Genomic DNA, 15658 nt, shown 5'->3' with positions numbered 1-15658 from the left:
GTCAGTTGCCGAGCAGATCGTCCAACGCTGAGTCGAAGCGCGGATAGGTGAATGTGAAGCCTTTGTCCGCCAACACTTTCGATACGGCTTGACGACCCGTCAGGCCCAGGGCAGCGTCGCTGCGAAGAAGGAACGCGCCGATTCTGACCATGAAAGCGGGCGTCGGCGGCGCAGGTGGCCGGTGAAGGTGCTTGCGCAGCCCGGCCATCAGTTCTGAATTGCGGACGGGATCCGGAGCCGTCGCGATGACCACGCCCGAGGCAGCCGAATCGGGTTCGAGTGCCCAACGAACGATCGACAGCCAGTCCTCGATATGAATCCAACTGGTCCACTGCCTACCCGAGGCGACGCGTCCGCCCAGACCGAGACGCACGAGCAACAGCAGTCGCTCGAGCGCCGGTGTGCCCTTCTCCAACACGACACTGGTTCGCAGGATCACCACTCGTGACGCGTTTGCACCCTCGACCGCTGCCTCCCAGTCCTTTGCGACGTCGGTCATCTGAGGTGGCCCGTCAGCGAGGGGAGAATCCTCGTCCAATCGTGCCTCACCCGCATCGCCGTAGATCGCGAGCGTGCTCGCCTGGATCCACACCGGAACAGGGTTCGCCAGTAGTTTCGACGCTTCAACCAGCGCGCGGGTCGGATCGACTCGGGAACTGGTGAGTAGTGCGATGTTTGCCGGGGTGGGTCGGCGATCGACCAACTCGCCGGCCAGATTGATCACCGCGGCGCCGTCGAGTTCTCCTGCCCAGTCTCCGACCGTGACACCGTCCCACTGAACCTGCCTGTGCCTGCCGGGTTTCGGTGAGCGAGTCAGGACCACGACGTCATACCCACGGTCGGCGAGATCGTCGCTGATCCGGCGGCCGAGAGCGCCGGTGCCGCCGGCGATCACGACCTTCGTCATCACTGCGCCTGGCTGACCGAGGACATGTGGAAGTCGGGAATCCGCATGGGCGGCATGGCCGTGCGGGTGAACCAGTCTTTCCACTCCCGGGGAAGCGTGATCTCGGTACGTCCAGCCTCGGTGACCCGCCGCAGGAGATCGAGAGGGCTCTCGTTGAAACGGAAGTTGTTGACGGCGCCGACGATCTTGCCGTCCTCGATCAAATACACCCCGTCACGGGTGAGTCCGGTCAACAGCAGCGTCGTCGGATCCACCTCACGGATGTACCAGAGGGTTGTGAGCAGTAGACCCTTCTCGGTACCTGCGATCATGTCCTCGATCGAGGTGTCGTCACCACCGGTCAGGATGAGATTGTCGCCGGGAACTGCGACAGGTCGACCGAATTCTCGTGCAGCGTGGCGCGGGTACGCCAGCGCATTGACGACGCCGTCTCGGACCCAGTCGACGGGTTCGATCTCCATACCGTTGTCGAACAGTGAGACGGATTCACTCGACGACGTCGTGATCACGAACGGCGCGGATTGCAAGCCCTCGGCGCCGGGGTCGGAGGTGAGTGTCAGTGGCAATCCGAGCTTCTCGCCGATCCGGGTACCACCGGTGGTGGACAGTGCGGTGTGGCCCTCTTCGGCGCCGCGACCCTCCATGGTCCACATCAGATAGATCATCAGGTCCGCCACAGCCGACGGCGGAAGAATTGTCTCGTAGCGGCCGGCAGGCAGACTGACGGAGTTACCCGCCCAGTCGAGTCGAGTGGTCAACTGCGACAAGAGCTTCGGTATCGAGATATCGCTGAAATCGACAGTTCCGGATCCGACCCAGGCGCTGGCGTCGCCGCGCTTGCCGTTGATTTCCACGGAGCCGGTGGCCTGAGCCGTTCTACGTCGCACGCCCGTCGAAGTGCCGAGCCAGGTGGTGTGCAACTGGTGGTGAGCGAAGCCGAATAACTGGTCGCCGCCGTCGAAGGCCGTGGACAGGTCGGCAGCCAACGGCGCAAAGACACCGATGTCGGTCAGGGCGGCCGGCAGGTCCCAGTCGGTCTCCGCCGCCGACTGCGTGATCAGGTCGGACGCGTCGTCAGCCGGAGTGGCTGTGCGCGCAGCTTCTTCGCTTGCCTGTACGAGTGCGGAAATCTGCTCCGGATCGACACTGCTGGAACTGACAGTGCCCACCTTCGCGATGTCACCCTCGCGCACGATCGAGATCACCGTCCACGTCCGGGACAGCGAAACTCCGTTGGTGGTCATCGAATTGTTGGCCCACCGCAGCGACGCCTCACTCGCATCGGTCACGATCACCAACGATTCGTCTACCGTCCTCGCGGCCAGTGCACGCTCGACGACCTGCTGCGGATCGATCACTGCTGAGCCTCCGAACGAGTGTTGAGGATGTTGACTCCGCGGAAGAGTGCGGACGGGCAGCCGTGGCTGACCGCCGCAACCTGACCGGGTTGCGCCTTGCCGCAGTTGAATGCGCCTTGCAGACGCCAGGTCGACTCACCGCCGACGGCTTCCATCGAGCCCCAGAAATCCGTCGTCGTCGCCTGATACGCCACGTCGCGCACCTGACCGTCGAGCTTTCCGTCACGGATCTTGAAGAACCGCTGACCGGTGAACTGAAAGTTGTAGCGCTGCATGTCGATCGACCAGGACTTGTCACCGACGACGTAGATGCCGTTCTCGACTCGCGAGATCAGGTCTGCGGTCGAGGTGTCCGTAGAAGGGTCGGGGGAGAGCGAGACGTTGGCCATTCGCTGGATGGGAACGTGATGTGCGGAGTCGGCGTACGAGCAACCGTTGGAACGCGTCAGCCCCAGCCTCGGCGCGAACACGCGGTCTAGTTGATACCCGACCAGTGTTCCCTCTGCCACCAGATCCCACCGTTGAGAGGCGACGCCGTCGTCGTCGAATCCGACGCTGGCCAGGCCGTGCTCTTCGTTACGATCGGCGGTCACGTGCATGAGTGGCGTTCCGTATTTCAGCGTTCCCAGCTTGTCCGGCGTCGCGAACGACGTACCGGCGTAGGCCGCTTCGTAGCCGATCGCCCGGTCGTATTCGGTGGCGTGTCCGATGGATTCGTGGATCGTGAGCCACAGATTGGTCGGATCGATCACGAGGTCGGTCGGACCCGCTCCGACGGTCGGTGCCTTGGTCTTCTCGGCCAGCCACTCCGGGATCTGCGCGAGCTCATCGCCCCAGTTCCATATGCTCTCCGCCCCGAGGTACTCCCATCCGCGGCCTACCGGCGGCGCCAAGGTGCGCATCGATTCGAAGCTGCCGGCCGACTTGTCGACGGCGGTCGCCTCGAACTCGGGGTGCAGACGCACCCGTTGCTGGTTGATCGACGAACCGGCCAGATCCGCGTAGAAGGTCTGCTCCTTGACCTGGAGGACACTCGCCGTGACGTGATCCACGCCGTCGGCGGCTTGAAGCCGTCCGGAGTAGTCGACCAGCAGGCCTACCTTCTCGGCCGTCGGTGTCGCGAAGGGATCTTCGAGGTACGGCGACACCCACGTCGCGTCGGCGTAGACGGGCTCGTCGGCGAGGGTGACCGGATCCCGATTGAGCGAGCGCAATGCCTTCGCGACCTCGACCGCTTGGCGTGCCAGCGCAGCAGCGACATCGGGGGACACCTCGGCGTGCGAGGCGAATCCCCACGTGCCGTCGACGATCACACGGACGGCGACCCCGATCTCGTCTCCGTCGGACACCGCCTGAACTACGCCGTCGCGCAACCTGATCGACTGTGTGAGCACGCGGTGGACACGAACATCGGCGTGCTGGGCGCCGGCCGTTCTCGCTGCCGACAGCGCCGCATCAGCGACAGCTCGCAGCGGGAGGGCGAGGAAATCTGCATCGACATCTCGGGTGACGGTCACGCACACGACGCTAGCCGACGACCGCCGATCTCAGCCGAACTGCTGCCATCCGAGGCGAATCACCATGGCGATCACGACCACCAACAGCGTGATCCGCACGAATCCGGATCCCTTGCTCAGCGCCATCCGCGAACCGATGACCGCGCCGAGAACGTTGCACACCGCCATCGCCAAACCCAAACTCCACCAGACATGCCCGGTGACGGCGAAGTAGGCGAGCGCGCCGAAATTGGAACCGAGATTGATCACCTTCGCCATCGCTGCGCTCCGAACGAATTCGGTTCCGAGGAAGGTCGCGAAGCTGATGATGAGGAAGGTGCCGGTGCCGGGTCCGAGCAGACCGTCGTAGAGGCCGATGAGTCCGGCGGAGAGCAGCAGGACGAGGACGGTCTTGCGCTGCGTCGGACGATGGGTCGCGATCGTGGTGCCCAGCGTCGGACGCATGGTCACGAAGACGGCGACGGCGACGAGGACGACCATCACGATCGGAATGAAGTACTTCTTGTCGATCAGCGAAACGGCCGCCGCCCCGCACGCGGCCGTCACCGCAGCCAACGCGGCTGCCGGCGCCATCTGCCGCCACTCCATCGGGATTCGACGGGAGAACGTGTACACCGCAGCACTCGTCCCGGTGAATGCCGTCAATTTATTGGTGGCCAGTGCCGCCTGTGGGGTCAATTGGGGGGCGACCAGAAAGAGCGCCGGCAACAGAATCAATCCACCGCCGCCGACCACGGCGTCGACCCAACCCGCCGCCGTCGCTGCCGTCATCAGCAGTCCCCAATCAGCAATATCCACGGCGGTGACTCTTTCACAGCTGTGACACTCTTGAGCACATGCGGAGGTTCAGCCTGTGGCTGCGAGGAAAGCCGATGATCGCGGACAGCGCGCTGGCGCTCGTGTTCTTCGCGCTCGAGGTAGTCACGTTCGTCAGTTCGCCGCGTGAGGAGCGGTGGCCTCAGCTCGTCGTCGGATTTCTGATCTGCCTTCCCGTCGTGTGGCGTCGCAAATATCCGCGTGTATCCGCTGCGTCCATTTTGTCGATGTCGTACTTCGCAACCTTGATGATGTGGGCGACCGGGGATCCGGCTGCGGAACATCCAGGCCTGTTGGCGCTCGGGGTCTCGCTCTACACACTCGTTGCGTATGTCGATCGACGCACCGGGGCGATTTTCGCGTGCTTCCTTGCCCTGGACATGACACTCTCGTTGCTCGTCATCCGCGAAGACGTGATCCTCACGATCATCATCGCGACCCTGCTCTATGCACTGGCCTGGATCACCGCCGAGTTCTTGAGCGCCCGCCGCGCCTACGACGAGGAAGTGGCCGCCAGACTCGAAGTGGCCGAATACGAACGGGATCGACGTGCCGAGGATGCGGTGGCCACGGAAAGAACCCGAATCGCCCGCGAACTCCACGATGTCGTCGCCCACGCGGTCAGCGTGATGATCGTCCAGGCGGACGGCGCGTCGTATGCGGTCGATTCCAATCCCGCGTTGGCCAAGAAGGCGCTCGGCAACATCTCCAGCACCGGACGCGACGCCCTTGCCGAGCTTCGCCGTACTGTCTCGCTGCTGCGCACCGAGGTCAGTAGTGATGCGATGCCGCAACACGGAACTGCCGGCATCGCCAAGGTCGTCGAGATGATGCGGGCCGCTGGTCTCGGCGTGCGCCTCGAGCTGACCGGCGAGCTCGACGACGTCAGTCCATCGGTCAGCCTGGGAATTCATCGCCTCGTTCAGGAATCACTGACCAATGTCCTCCGCCACGCCGGCGCAAACCCGAAGGCACGAGTCACCGTGCGCCGCACCGACACCGCGGTACTACTCGAGGTCGTCGACAACGGAACGTCGAGTTCGACCTTCTCCCACGGTTCGGGGAATGGACTGGTCGGAATGCGTGAGCGGGTGGCGGTACTGCACGGGACGCTCGAGACCGGACGACGCCCCGACGGCAGTTGGCGTGTGTACGCAGAGCTGCCGCTCGAGATCCACGATTGATACCGGCTCGCCGCAATCGCATTGGCACCGACGTCTCAGGCCCGATAGGTTTACGCCGTGCCCATCACCGTGCTGCTAGTCGACGACCAGGAACTCATGCGGATGGGCCTGAACATGGTGCTCGAAGCACATGAAGACATCTCGGTTATCGGTGAGGCCGGCGACGGGGCCGCGGCGGTCGCAGCGGCGGTGGCGCTGAAGCCTGACGTCGTGTTGATGGATGTGCGGATGCCGATTGTCGACGGGGTGAAAGCGACCGAGCAGATTCTTGCCTCCGGGATCGAATCCAGGGTCCTGGTGATGACGACCTTCGACCTGGACGAACACGCTCTCGGTGCCTTGCGCGCCGGAGCCAGCGGCTTCCTTCTCAAGGACACCCCGCCCGAGGATCTCGTGTCGGCAATCCGCAGCGTGGCAGCCGGTGACGCGGTTGTTTCCCCGAAGGTGACACGTCGTCTGCTGTCGAGGTTCATCGTGGACGGTCCGGCGCCCCGGCGCGATCCGGTAGTTCTCGACGTCCTGACCGAACGCGAACGCGAAGTCCTCGGACACGTGGCCACGGGGCTGTCGAACATCGAGATCGCACAGCAGCTGTACCTGTCCGAATCGACGATCAAGTCGCACGTCGGACGCATTCTGACCAAACTCGATCTGCGTGATCGTGTGCAGGCTGTGGTGCTGGCCTACGAGACCGGACTGGTGACTCCGGGCGCGTAGGCCAGCCGCCTGTCAGGCAGCGAGCGTTTCGCTCTGCTCAAGCATCAAAAGCGCCCACTGTTGGCAGCACGATGCAGGTCTTCCCGTCTGCGTAATCGACATTGCCGAACAGAGCGGCAAACACCTTGCCGTCACCGGTGTCGACGACCTTCGAGAGCAACGGCGTATCGAGTACGGGCAACTTCTCGTCCAACGGGACGATGCCGCCCTTGAACGTGCCGACGTTGATCCAGGCAACACTCAACCCGGAGGTCTTGGGTATGCCGACGTAACCCGGGATTGCCTGGAACCGGAGATGGTCGGCCTCGACCCACGGCGGCAACGGGAAGTTCGGACCGGCCTGTGCGGAGCTGAGGGTGACGGTGACGGGTTCACCGGCCACGCCACACCCGACCGTCGGTGCGGGGTACATGAACGACTGCGGCTTGGTGACGCCGATGTCCGGGAGATCGAGAGCGGTCGTGATCTGATCAGCGCCTGCCGTGCCGATCAACTGCTGAACAGCAGCAGAGGCTTCGGGGGAGATGGCTGCGGCCTGCGCGATCAGTGCGGCAATTCCTTCGGGTACCACCGGTTCTGCGGCCGCGGTTCCCGCGCTGATCATCGCGCTGCCGGCGGTGAGTGCCACGACGGCGGCAGTGCCGGCGATGGCAGCGGGAATGCGTCGGGCGAGTGTCTTGCCGGGGAGTCGGCTCATGTCGGGCTCCTTCATTTCATGAGGCCGGGAAATGCGGCCCGAAGTGACTTGACCATGCGCAGAGTCTCAACGTCAACTTGAGGTTTAGAATCGTTAGCGGAGCGTTAGTTAACGCCAGGCAAGTCGCACGTGCGTGAGAGAAGGCCCGTGTGACTCACGGCACCCACCTGTTTTGCACCTCTGCGTCGTTGTCGGGAGAAAAACCGGCCCCTCGAGCGTTGAACGAATAGACCGTCTGAAAGGGGACGTCATGATCGCCGCCGTATTTCTCCTCTACGTGATCGTCGAGATCGCAGCCTTGGTCATCGTGGGCAACGCCATCGGTGTCGCCTGGACAGTGCTGCTGTTTCTCGCCGGATCGCTCGTCGGATTGATCCTCATGCGCTCGCAGTGGCGACGGGTCATGGACGGGTTCCGTAAGGCCACGCGGGGTGAGGGATCGCCGTCACTGGCGGTCGCCGACGGCGCCCTGGTCGCGGCGGGCTCCGCGTTGATGTTCGTACCCGGACTCGTGACTTCGGTTCTGGGCCTGCTGCTTCTGATTCCGCCGACCCGCTGGGCGCTGCGCCCGCTTGCAGTGCTCCTGGCAGGTAAGCGCGCAGCAGCATTTGCCGCCGGTGGTGACGCCTTCGCCGGAACCGTCGGCTACGCGGCGCGGATGCGCGGAAACGGCGAGGTGATCGACGGCGAGATCATCGTCAAGACACCCGAAACCACCGAGTACGTCGCCAGCAACGGCAAGGAACTCGTCCTCGAGGGTGAGATTCTGGACACGGATACACCCACCCGTTCGCGGGGGCCGCAGTACTAACAGGCAGACTGGGTGCTCGTGACTACTCGTCTGCTGGTCAACGGCCGGATCTACAGTTCATTTGCACCTGACGCGACCTCGATCGCCATCACCGACGGCACCGTCGTGTGGGTCGGCGACGAGCGCGCCGGACGGGCGTTGCACCCCGCCGCGGAGATCGAAGACCTGGGTGGTGCGTTCGTCACTCCCGGGTTCGTCGACACCCACGTCCACATCACCGCACTGGGACTCAATCTCGTCGGCCTCGATCTCGTGGGCGCGAACTCTCTGGACGAATGTCTCTCGCGAGTACGAACATTCGCAGCCGCGAACCCCGAAACTGCCCATCCCGACGCAGTCATCTGGGGACACGGTTGGGACGACACCGAGTGGGCCGAGCAGACCCCGCCGTCGACCGCAGATCTCGACGCGGCCGCCCCTGGCCGCAAGGTGTATCTCTCGCGGATCGACGTTCACTCGGCCGCGTGCTCGAGCGCATTGCGCGACGGGATCTCCGGCCTCGCCGACACCGCTGGATACTCAGCCGAAGGCCCGTTGACGTTCGACGCACACCACCTGGCGCGCAATGCCGCTCGGAATCTGCTGACGGAAACTCAGCGCGCGTCTGCTCGTACCGCTGCGCTCGATCTCTGCGCCTCACGCGGAATCGTGGCCGTTCACGAGTGCGGGGGACCGGACATCTCGGGATTGACCGATTTCCAGGAACTGTTGGCCCACGATCACGGCGTGGAGGTTCGGGGCTACTGGGGTGAGCGTGTCGACAGCGAAGAGGATGCTCGCGCGCTCCTCGACAAAACCGGAGCAGACGGACTCGGCGGGGATCTCTTCATCGACGGCTCGCTCGGTTCGCATACCGCGTGGTTGCTCGAACCCTATGCAGACCAACCTGATTCGACGGGCAATGCCTACCTCGACGTCGACGCGATCGCCGCACACATCCGGGCCTGTACCCTCGCGGGCGTCCAGGCCGGGTTCCATGCCATCGGTGACGGCGCCGTCTCGTCGGCAGCTGCCGCGTTCCGCAGGGTCGCCGACGAACTGGGTGGCCCCAAGGTCGCCGCGTTGGGTCACCGCCTCGAGCACGCGGAAATGATGTCTATGGCCGACGCGGAAACCTTTGCCGCCTTGGGTGTCATCGCTAGCGTCCAACCGGTGTTCGACGCACTGTGGGGTGGCACCGACGGTCTTTACGCCACGCGCCTGGGAGTAGAGCGCGCAGCAGCGTTGAATCCGTTTGCACCTGCTGCCGGTAAGGGTGTCTCGCTCGCATTCAGCTCCGACGCCCCGGTCACCCCCATCGAGCCGTGGGCGATGCTGCGCGCCGCTGTCCAGCACCGCACCGACGGAAGTGGAATCTCGCCGCGTGCGGCCTTCTCCGCGGCAACTCGCGGCGCCTGGCGCGCGGGCGGAGTGCGGGACGGCGCCGCGGGAACCCTCAATCCGGGCGCACCGGCCTCCTACGTGTTGTGGGAGGCAGGCGAACTCGAAGTGAGCGCACCCGCCGACTCGGTTCAGCGATGGTCTACCGATCCGCGCTCGCGCGTACCCGCTCTGCCGAGGCTGGCGGAAGATGCGCCGATTCCGGTCTGCATCAAGTCGGTGCATCGCGGACGCGTCGTCTATCAGCGCGGCTCGTCGAGTGAGTGAGGCCGGCGCAGAGGCGTCTGTCGGTGATCGCTCCCGTGTGAGCGCTGTGCTCACCGGTTCCGCATGGCTACGTTCGCTGTACGCGGCCGCAGGTGGATTCCTGATCTTCGCAGGGTTCCCACCCCGCCCGCTGTGGTTCTTGGCGCCCGTCGGGATCGCTCTTCTGACGTGTGTGTTGACGAACTTCGGGCGCGGCGGACTGCGCCTTCGTGCCGGCTTCGGTTACGGATACTTGGCCGGTCTCGGATTTCTGGTGCCGTTGCTTCCGTGGATCGGTGTGTTCGTAGGTGCGGTCCCGTGGATCGCGTTGGCCGCGGTGGAGTCGTTGTTCATCGGACTGTTCGGGCTGCTTGCGGTTCTGGTGGCGAGGTTGCCATGGGCACCCTTGTGGATTGCCGCGACCTGGACGCTCACCGAGTGGCTTCGTTCCAGCGTTCCTTTCGGCGGATTTCCTTGGGGCAGGCTCGCATTCGGTCAATCCGAAGGGTGGCTCCTCCCACTTGCGAGTGTCGGCGGTGCGCCGCTGCTCAGCTTCGCGGTGGCCCTGACCGGTACCGGCTTGGCAGCAGTTGCAGTCGCTGTCGCGGCCAAACGATGGGACCGAGGATTCTTCGGAGCTGTTGCCGCTGCCCTCGTGCCCGTGATCATTGCTCTCGCGGTGTCGCCGTTCTTGTCCACCATGGATTCCGGTGATCGAACGATCACCGTCGCCGCCATTCAGGGAAGCGTTCCGAGGTTGGGCTTGGACTTCAACTCGCAACGCAAGCAGGTCCTCGACAACCATGTCGCCGAAACCGTGAAACTTGCTGCCGAGGTGGACGCGGGCCGCGTCGATCAGCCTGACGTCGTGATCTGGCCGGAGAACGCCTCGGACATCGACCCCCTGCGAAACGCCGATGCCGCTGCCGACATCACCCGGGCCTCCGAAGCGATCGGAGCGCCGATTCTTGTCGGCACCGTACTCGTGAACGCCGATCGTACGACCACCAATTCGGTGATCGTGTGGGACGGCGCCAACGGTCCTCAGGAACAGCACGACAAGAAGATCATTCAGCCGTTCGGCGAATACCTGCCCTACCGAAGCTTCTTCCGGAACTTCTCCTCGTACGCCGATCGCGCGGGCAATTTCGTTCCCGGCGAGGGCAACGGCGTTGTCCATGCAGCGGGGGTGCCCATCGGTGTCGCGACTTGTTACGAGGTGGCGTTCGACCGGGCGTTCCAGGAATCGGTGCGCAACGATGCACAGTTGCTGGCGGTACCGACCAACAACGCCACTTTCGGGGACACCGAGATGACCTATCAGCAGCTGGCAATGTCGCGTGTGCGGGCAGTCGAGCACGGCCGCGCCGTCGTTGTCGCCGCAACCAGTGGTGTCAGCGCCATCATCGCTCCCGACGGTGCGGTGACTTCGCAAACCGACCTGTTCGTGCCGGCGGCCCTGGTGGCGAAGGTGCCGCTCTCGACCAGCTCCACCCTTGCCAGCCGAGTAGGTCCGGTGCCGGAGATCGTGCTCAGCATCATCGCGGTCGGCGCGATTGCCATGGCAGTGCTGGCCCGGCGCCGAGATCAGGCTGAGCACTCACCCGAGGAGACTGCGGCAATCTGAGCCGAGCATCGGATATTAGGGCTGCCGATGTTCCGAGGAGCGCCTACGCGGGTACTCGCTGTGCCACCCGTTCCTGCGTAAGGCGGCTTCTTGTGACCGAGCCTGAGAAAACCGAGCCAGACAAGTCCGAGACCCGGGATGCAGTTCACAAAACCAGTGTCGTCGACGCGGTTCTGCAGTCACCGCTCGCCGGCCTGTCGCCGTGGATCTTGCTGTCCTTGCTCTCCGGGCCGGGAAGGTTCGAGGAATCCGCGGCCGCAGCCCTCGGGTTGTCGCTGCTGATCTTGGCGGCCAGTCACCGGCGCGGCGGCACCGTGAAGCTGTTGGAGGTCTTCGACGTCGTGTTCTTCGGCGTTCTGGCGGCCATCGGCCTCCTCGCGTCGGCGAACACGATTCGGTGGTTCGAACTCTGGGGAGGCGAACTGACCAACATCGCGCTGGTGGTCTTTGCCTTCGGATCGATCCTGCTCCGCAATCCTTTCACTTTGCAGTACGCGAAAGAGTCGACGCCTGAAGAGTATTGGACGACGCCACTGTTTCTGCGCATCAACTACGTCATTACGGCGGTGTGGGCTCTCGCCTTCACCTGGTCGGCCGTAGTGGGCCTGTTCGGAGACGCACTGCTGCACGACGGTGACAACTTCTGGACCGGATGGATTCTGCAGTTGCTCGGAACCTTCTTCGCGATCTCCTTCACCGAGTGGTACCCCGAGTATGCGCCGAACAAGGCCGCTCAGGCTCAGGGCCTCGAAACCGAACCACCGCAGTCGATTTTCAGGCTGTTCGACTTTTTGCCGGTGTTCGTAGCCGTGACCGGCATCGCGGGGTTGGTGACCGACTCCGTTTCCGTGACCGCAGGCGTCACGTTGATTCTGGTCGGCGTGTTCGGACATCTGGCGATGCGACGGTTCACCGTCGACTAGGAGCTCTCGGTGATCTCGCGCCTACGGGAACTTGGTGCACGATCGTCTCGATGACCGGCAGGTGCCGGCTGATGCACGGAATTTGTCCGTTTCTGCGATAGTCAGTGCACCTGCCGTGCAATGGAAACGAGGGAAATTGAGCGTTATTTCGAGTACTGCACACAAGCACGAGCCCCTACACGGAAGACGTCCACCAGCGGATCACCGCTTCCTCGGATTCGACACACGAGTCTTTCCACACGCCCTCGCGATCTTGGCGGTGTGGATGCTCTGGACCGTGATCGTGCCCGCCATCGATTCCGCTGTCTCCTCCGAAGATCCAACCGGCGCCGGAGACCGGATGGCCGTGACCGAAACGGTCTCCTTCGCCGCACCTGCGGGCTGGAATGTCGACAGTGGTTTCCGAACCGACCAACATGGCGCGTCCGATTCGCTCCCACGTGTGACGTTGACCGATGGCACCGTCACCGTGAGCGTCGACGCCGACACATTCAGTGGAACTGCCGACGAACTCCTCTCCCAAACAGATGCCGTGAGTCTTGCGACGAACGGCAGTTCCGTGCTTGCGGTCTCCGGTGCGCGCCAGCCGATCAGCACCGCCGGGGGTCTGAGCGGCGTCCAGGTCAGCTTTGACACTCCGCGGTCCGCCGGATCGGTGACCACATTCGTCGTCGACGGCAAGGGAATTCGGGTACAGGTAGTCGGCCCACCCGGTCAGATCGCCGCCCGCAGTCGAGAAATCACCGACATGATCGCCTCTATCGGCACACACGAGGGAGACACCAAGTGAGCACCGATCTCCTCGAAACCCGCTCCCGCGCATTCGATACGACGGCCTGGGGCGAGAAATTTCACTTCTTCCAGCCACGCAACGTCGTGTTCTGGATATACCTGTGGATGTGCGGATTCGGCCTCGTCAAAGGCTGGCAGATGTTTGCTCCCTTCGCCGGATACTTCGGGCGCGCACTCCTCGTTGCCGGCATCGTCGGCGTCATCAGCGCCGCGGTCTGGACATGGTGGTTCCGGCACATCGACCGCTACGAACGCCAACCCGTAGGACTAGTGGTCACCGGCTTCATCTGGGGCGCCACCGCAGCAACGTTCACTATCGCAGTACCCGCGAACGGAGCAGTCGGTTCGCTCTAATCGAAGATTTTCGGGCAGTTATGGGCTCAGGACTGGCATGCGGGCCTCTCTGCACCCTTCGTGGAGGAAACCGCCAAAGGCATCGGCATCGTAGTCCTCCTCGCGCTTGCACCACGCCTGGTGCGCACCGCAACCGACGGCCTGCTCCTCGGTGCTTTCATCGGCTTGGGATTTCAGACCAGCGAAGACTTTCTGTACTCGATTGCCGGCGCAACACAGGGCTTCGGCGCCCACCAAACCGACGGCCTGCTCGGTTCCATCGCCACCCGCACCTACTCCGACATCGTCTCTCATCCCCTCTTCACCGCCCTTTTCTGCGCCGGCGTGATCTATCTGATCGGCACCCCGGCCCAGCCCCGGCGGATCGGACGCGGATTGGCGTTGATCGTGGCACCCATCCTGATCCACGGCGTGTGGGATTCCATGCTCGCGATCGCCGGCGGCAGCAGTTCGCTCGTGTTCGTCATCATGATCGGCGACATCGTCTTCGCGTTCACTGCCTTGTGGATCGCGTTCGTCTGGGCGCACCCACGTGAATCCCACTTCGTCCGTGACATTCTCGCCCCGGAAATCGAGTCCGGCGTCCTGACCGACGCCGAGGTGACAGCCGCCGGCGGATGGCGACAACAACGCACTTACGCGAAAGCCGCACCCACTCGCACCGAACGTCGCCAACGACGACATATCGTTCGTGCCGCGCTGGATCTGTGCAGCGACCTAGCTGTCAGCAAGGGCGACGACAGCCCCCAGGTCGTCGAATCACGCAACGAAATCACCCGCCTCCGCCAAGGAACCGCGGCACAGAGCATCACTCGGTGACCGGGAAGTAGCGGAAGAACCGTTCAGCACCGCAAATCATTCACCCGCACCCCAGTCGGGGGTTGCTTGCCATCGTCACTTGGCAAGCAACCCGGCCGAGTGACTGGGCTACCAGTTCACTCCGTATCGAAGTTTGGTGTACCGAAGTTTGGTGTGTCGCGGGGTGGGGGATACAGCTCACACTGGTGCACGAAGCAGTGCCGATGGTTCTCCAGCGCAAGTCCAGGATGTGCGCACTGTCGGCCCGCGAGTGCGCCTGGATGCTGAATGACGTTGCCCTGAAGCGTCTTTGAGGACCGCGAAGCATCCTGAAGTTGCCACGTCGAAGAAGGGCCGAAGTATGACGTCGACTTGTGAACGATCACTCCCCGAAGAACGAGAAAGACCGCCCGGTGTAGAACCGGACGGTCTTGATCGAAGTGCTAGTTCATGCGCCGCGACGCTTGGCCTTCAGCAAATCGAGACGCTCTTTGAGGAGCTCTTCGAGTTCCTCGACCGAGCGACGCTCGAGCAGCATGTCCCAGTGGGTGCGGGGAGGCTTGACCTTCTTGGCTTCGGGAGCAGTCCCCTCCATGAGGGTGCCTTCGAGGCCGTTTCGGCACAACCAGGTGCCGGGGATCTCGGCTTCGTCCGCGAACGGGATGTCGAAGATCTCGCCGTTCTCGCACTTGTACTTGGCCATACGACGGGGCGCGAGGTCATGGTCACGGTCGGTCTCGTAGCTCACAGCTCCGAGTCGGCTACCTCGAAGTACGCGATCTGCCATGGTGGTGTCCTCTCTTCGTTCGTCACCGCTGGTGGGCGCCCTGACTTGGGGAGTAGACGCTCACACTCATCTACAACGCCACGAGCACCCGATTGGTTCCCGTGTGGCGAGAAGACGCAACCTCTCCATCTTACCGGGTACCGTGCGCGTTCATCGAAGGCGTCCGAATCTCGAGTACAGTGTCGATTCATGGCTGAGAGCACACGCGTCGGATCACCGCAGTCTGCGCGTTCGGGAAACCCGTGTGTGTGGTGTGGTCGAGAGGTCGCGGTGACCGGTGTCGGTCGTCGACGCCGGTACTGCAGCCAGTCTTGTCGACAGCGTGCGTACGAGCAGCGCAATGCCGTCAAGGGCACGTCGATCCCGGCTGACGCCGTCATCTTGACCGCAGTCGAAGCGGTCGAACTCGTGGATCGGATGTTCGAGGTCCGATGCGCTGCCGAAGATGTGGCGACAGCAGTTGCCGAGGGCGCAGAGAGTTCAGAGCTCACACAGTTGTGTGAACGGTTGACCGAGCTTGCCCGCGAAGCCGAACGTTTCCGGTAGAGCAGGTGTGGGCAACCGGTTTCTAGCCTTGCGTCGAGCACTGCAACACTGCGGTGCTCCTGACGCCTGACGACGACAAATTTTGATCCTGAGTTCGGACCTTCGGGGAGGTTCGGACTTCGAAGCGGCCCTTCGTCGAGGTCGATGACCTTCGGCTGCGCTCTCGCAGGATCGCCACATGGTTTCCACTCGATATCG

The 15658-nt window shown here is 63.5% G+C and carries 16 protein-coding genes; 10 read left to right on the top strand and 6 right to left on the bottom strand.

Annotated features, from left to right (window positions below):
• Position 1: 1 nt before the first annotated feature.
• From RHP72_RS15130 to RHP72_RS15115, 4 genes are read right to left on the bottom strand one after another with little or no spacing between them, the layout of a single operon-like run.
• Positions 2-907: a TIGR01777 family oxidoreductase gene (locus RHP72_RS15130; protein ID WP_037131792.1), complete on the bottom strand. Its 906-nt coding sequence runs from the start codon at positions 905-907 to the stop codon at positions 2-4.
• Entirely contained in the window at positions 907-2265 is a 1359-nt protein-coding gene (locus RHP72_RS15125; protein ID WP_007729834.1) for a metallopeptidase TldD-related protein, read from the bottom strand. The genes RHP72_RS15130 and RHP72_RS15125 overlap by 1 nt, the downstream gene beginning before the upstream one ends.
• Positions 2262-3782, bottom strand: coding sequence for a TldD/PmbA family protein (locus RHP72_RS15120; protein ID WP_311093554.1), 1521 nt, complete (start codon positions 3780-3782; stop codon positions 2262-2264). Before RHP72_RS15120 ends, RHP72_RS15125 begins: the two co-directional genes overlap by 4 nt.
• Positions 3783-3812: 30 nt before the next feature.
• Positions 3813-4580, bottom strand: coding sequence for a TSUP family transporter (locus RHP72_RS15115; RefSeq protein ID WP_030536361.1), 768 nt, complete (start codon positions 4578-4580; stop codon positions 3813-3815).
• 74 nt (positions 4581-4654) lie between these two features.
• On the opposite strand from RHP72_RS15115, the gene RHP72_RS15110 reads away from it, so the two are divergent.
• Positions 4655-5782 carry a sensor histidine kinase gene (locus RHP72_RS15110; RefSeq protein WP_080712739.1) on the top strand — a complete coding sequence of 376 codons (1128 nt, stop codon included), beginning with the start codon at positions 4655-4657 and terminating at the stop codon, positions 5780-5782.
• A 57-nt stretch (positions 5783-5839) separates the two neighbouring features.
• On the top strand, positions 5840-6499 hold the full coding sequence (locus RHP72_RS15105; protein WP_003945024.1) for a response regulator transcription factor: 660 nt from the start codon (positions 5840-5842) through the stop codon (positions 6497-6499).
• A 37-nt stretch (positions 6500-6536) separates the two neighbouring features.
• Here the strand turns inward: RHP72_RS15105 and RHP72_RS15100 are convergent, their stop codons facing one another.
• Positions 6537-7196, bottom strand: a complete 660-nt coding sequence (locus RHP72_RS15100) for a hypothetical protein (RefSeq protein WP_003944837.1) — start codon at positions 7194-7196, stop codon at positions 6537-6539.
• A 250-nt stretch (positions 7197-7446) separates the two neighbouring features.
• On the opposite strand from RHP72_RS15100, the gene RHP72_RS15095 reads away from it, so the two are divergent.
• The 7 genes from RHP72_RS15095 to RHP72_RS15065 all read left to right on the top strand — a co-directional run bounded on the left by RHP72_RS15095 (position 7447) and on the right by RHP72_RS15065 (position 14148).
• A complete protein-coding gene (locus tag RHP72_RS15095) occupies positions 7447-8007 on the top strand; it encodes an FxsA family protein (RefSeq protein WP_311093553.1) in 561 nt (186 codons plus the stop codon).
• A gap of 12 nt (positions 8008-8019) precedes the next feature.
• Positions 8020-9654 (top strand): amidohydrolase, encoded by a 1635-nt coding sequence (locus tag RHP72_RS15090; protein WP_003944830.1) that lies wholly within the window; start codon positions 8020-8022, stop codon positions 9652-9654.
• 37 nt (positions 9655-9691) lie between these two features.
• Positions 9692-11260: an apolipoprotein N-acyltransferase gene (gene lnt, locus RHP72_RS15085; RefSeq protein ID WP_311094864.1), complete on the top strand. Its 1569-nt coding sequence runs from the start codon at positions 9692-9694 to the stop codon at positions 11258-11260.
• A 92-nt stretch (positions 11261-11352) separates the two neighbouring features.
• Positions 11353-12183 (top strand): hypothetical protein, encoded by an 831-nt coding sequence (locus tag RHP72_RS15080; RefSeq protein ID WP_064074779.1) that lies wholly within the window; start codon positions 11353-11355, stop codon positions 12181-12183.
• Positions 12184-12319: 136 nt separating this feature from the next.
• Positions 12320-12973: a hypothetical protein gene (locus RHP72_RS15075; protein ID WP_311093552.1), complete on the top strand. Its 654-nt coding sequence runs from the start codon at positions 12320-12322 to the stop codon at positions 12971-12973.
• Positions 12970-13329, top strand: a complete 360-nt coding sequence (locus tag RHP72_RS15070) for a hypothetical protein (RefSeq protein WP_311093551.1) — start codon at positions 12970-12972, stop codon at positions 13327-13329. The genes RHP72_RS15075 and RHP72_RS15070 overlap by 4 nt, the downstream gene beginning before the upstream one ends.
• A 6-nt stretch (positions 13330-13335) precedes the next feature.
• Positions 13336-14148 (top strand): PrsW family intramembrane metalloprotease, encoded by an 813-nt coding sequence (locus RHP72_RS15065; protein ID WP_311094862.1) that lies wholly within the window; start codon positions 13336-13338, stop codon positions 14146-14148.
• Positions 14149-14575: 427 nt separating this feature from the next.
• On the opposite strand, the gene RHP72_RS15060 is transcribed toward RHP72_RS15065, so the two are convergent.
• Positions 14576-14914, bottom strand: coding sequence for an RNA polymerase-binding protein RbpA (locus tag RHP72_RS15060; protein WP_003944971.1), 339 nt, complete (start codon positions 14912-14914; stop codon positions 14576-14578).
• Between the two features lie 189 nt (positions 14915-15103).
• Between RHP72_RS15060 and RHP72_RS15055 the strand changes: the two genes are divergently transcribed.
• Complete coding sequence (locus RHP72_RS15055; protein WP_042450945.1) at positions 15104-15460, top strand: hypothetical protein; 357 nt, start codon at positions 15104-15106, stop codon at positions 15458-15460.
• Positions 15461-15658: the final 198 nt, after the last annotated feature.

The sequence above is a fragment of the Rhodococcus sp. SG20037 genome, assembly GCF_031763325.1.
GTDB classification, from domain to species: domain Bacteria; phylum Actinomycetota; class Actinomycetes; order Mycobacteriales; family Mycobacteriaceae; genus Rhodococcus_F; species Rhodococcus_F qingshengii.
The sequence above is the reverse complement of the archived record's forward strand: the minus strand, read 5'-3'. Positions and strand labels throughout refer to the sequence as shown.

Excerpts from the sequence above, each read along its gene's own strand:
- RHP72_RS15095 (WP_311093553.1), top strand. The coding sequence starts at position 7,447 with ATGATCGCCGCCGTATTTCTCCTCTACGTGATCGTCGAGATCGCAGCC.
- RHP72_RS15130 (WP_037131792.1), bottom strand. The coding sequence starts at position 907 with ATGACGAAGGTCGTGATCGCCGGCGGCACCGGCGCTCTCGGCCGCCGG.
- RHP72_RS15100 (WP_003944837.1), bottom strand. The coding sequence starts at position 7,196 with ATGAGCCGACTCCCCGGCAAGACACTCGCCCGACGCATTCCCGCTGCC.
- RHP72_RS15055 (WP_042450945.1), top strand. The coding sequence starts at position 15,104 with ATGGCTGAGAGCACACGCGTCGGATCACCGCAGTCTGCGCGTTCGGGA.
- RHP72_RS15060 (WP_003944971.1), bottom strand. The coding sequence starts at position 14,914 with ATGGCAGATCGCGTACTTCGAGGTAGCCGACTCGGAGCTGTGAGCTAC.
- RHP72_RS15110 (WP_080712739.1), top strand. The coding sequence starts at position 4,655 with ATGATCGCGGACAGCGCGCTGGCGCTCGTGTTCTTCGCGCTCGAGGTA.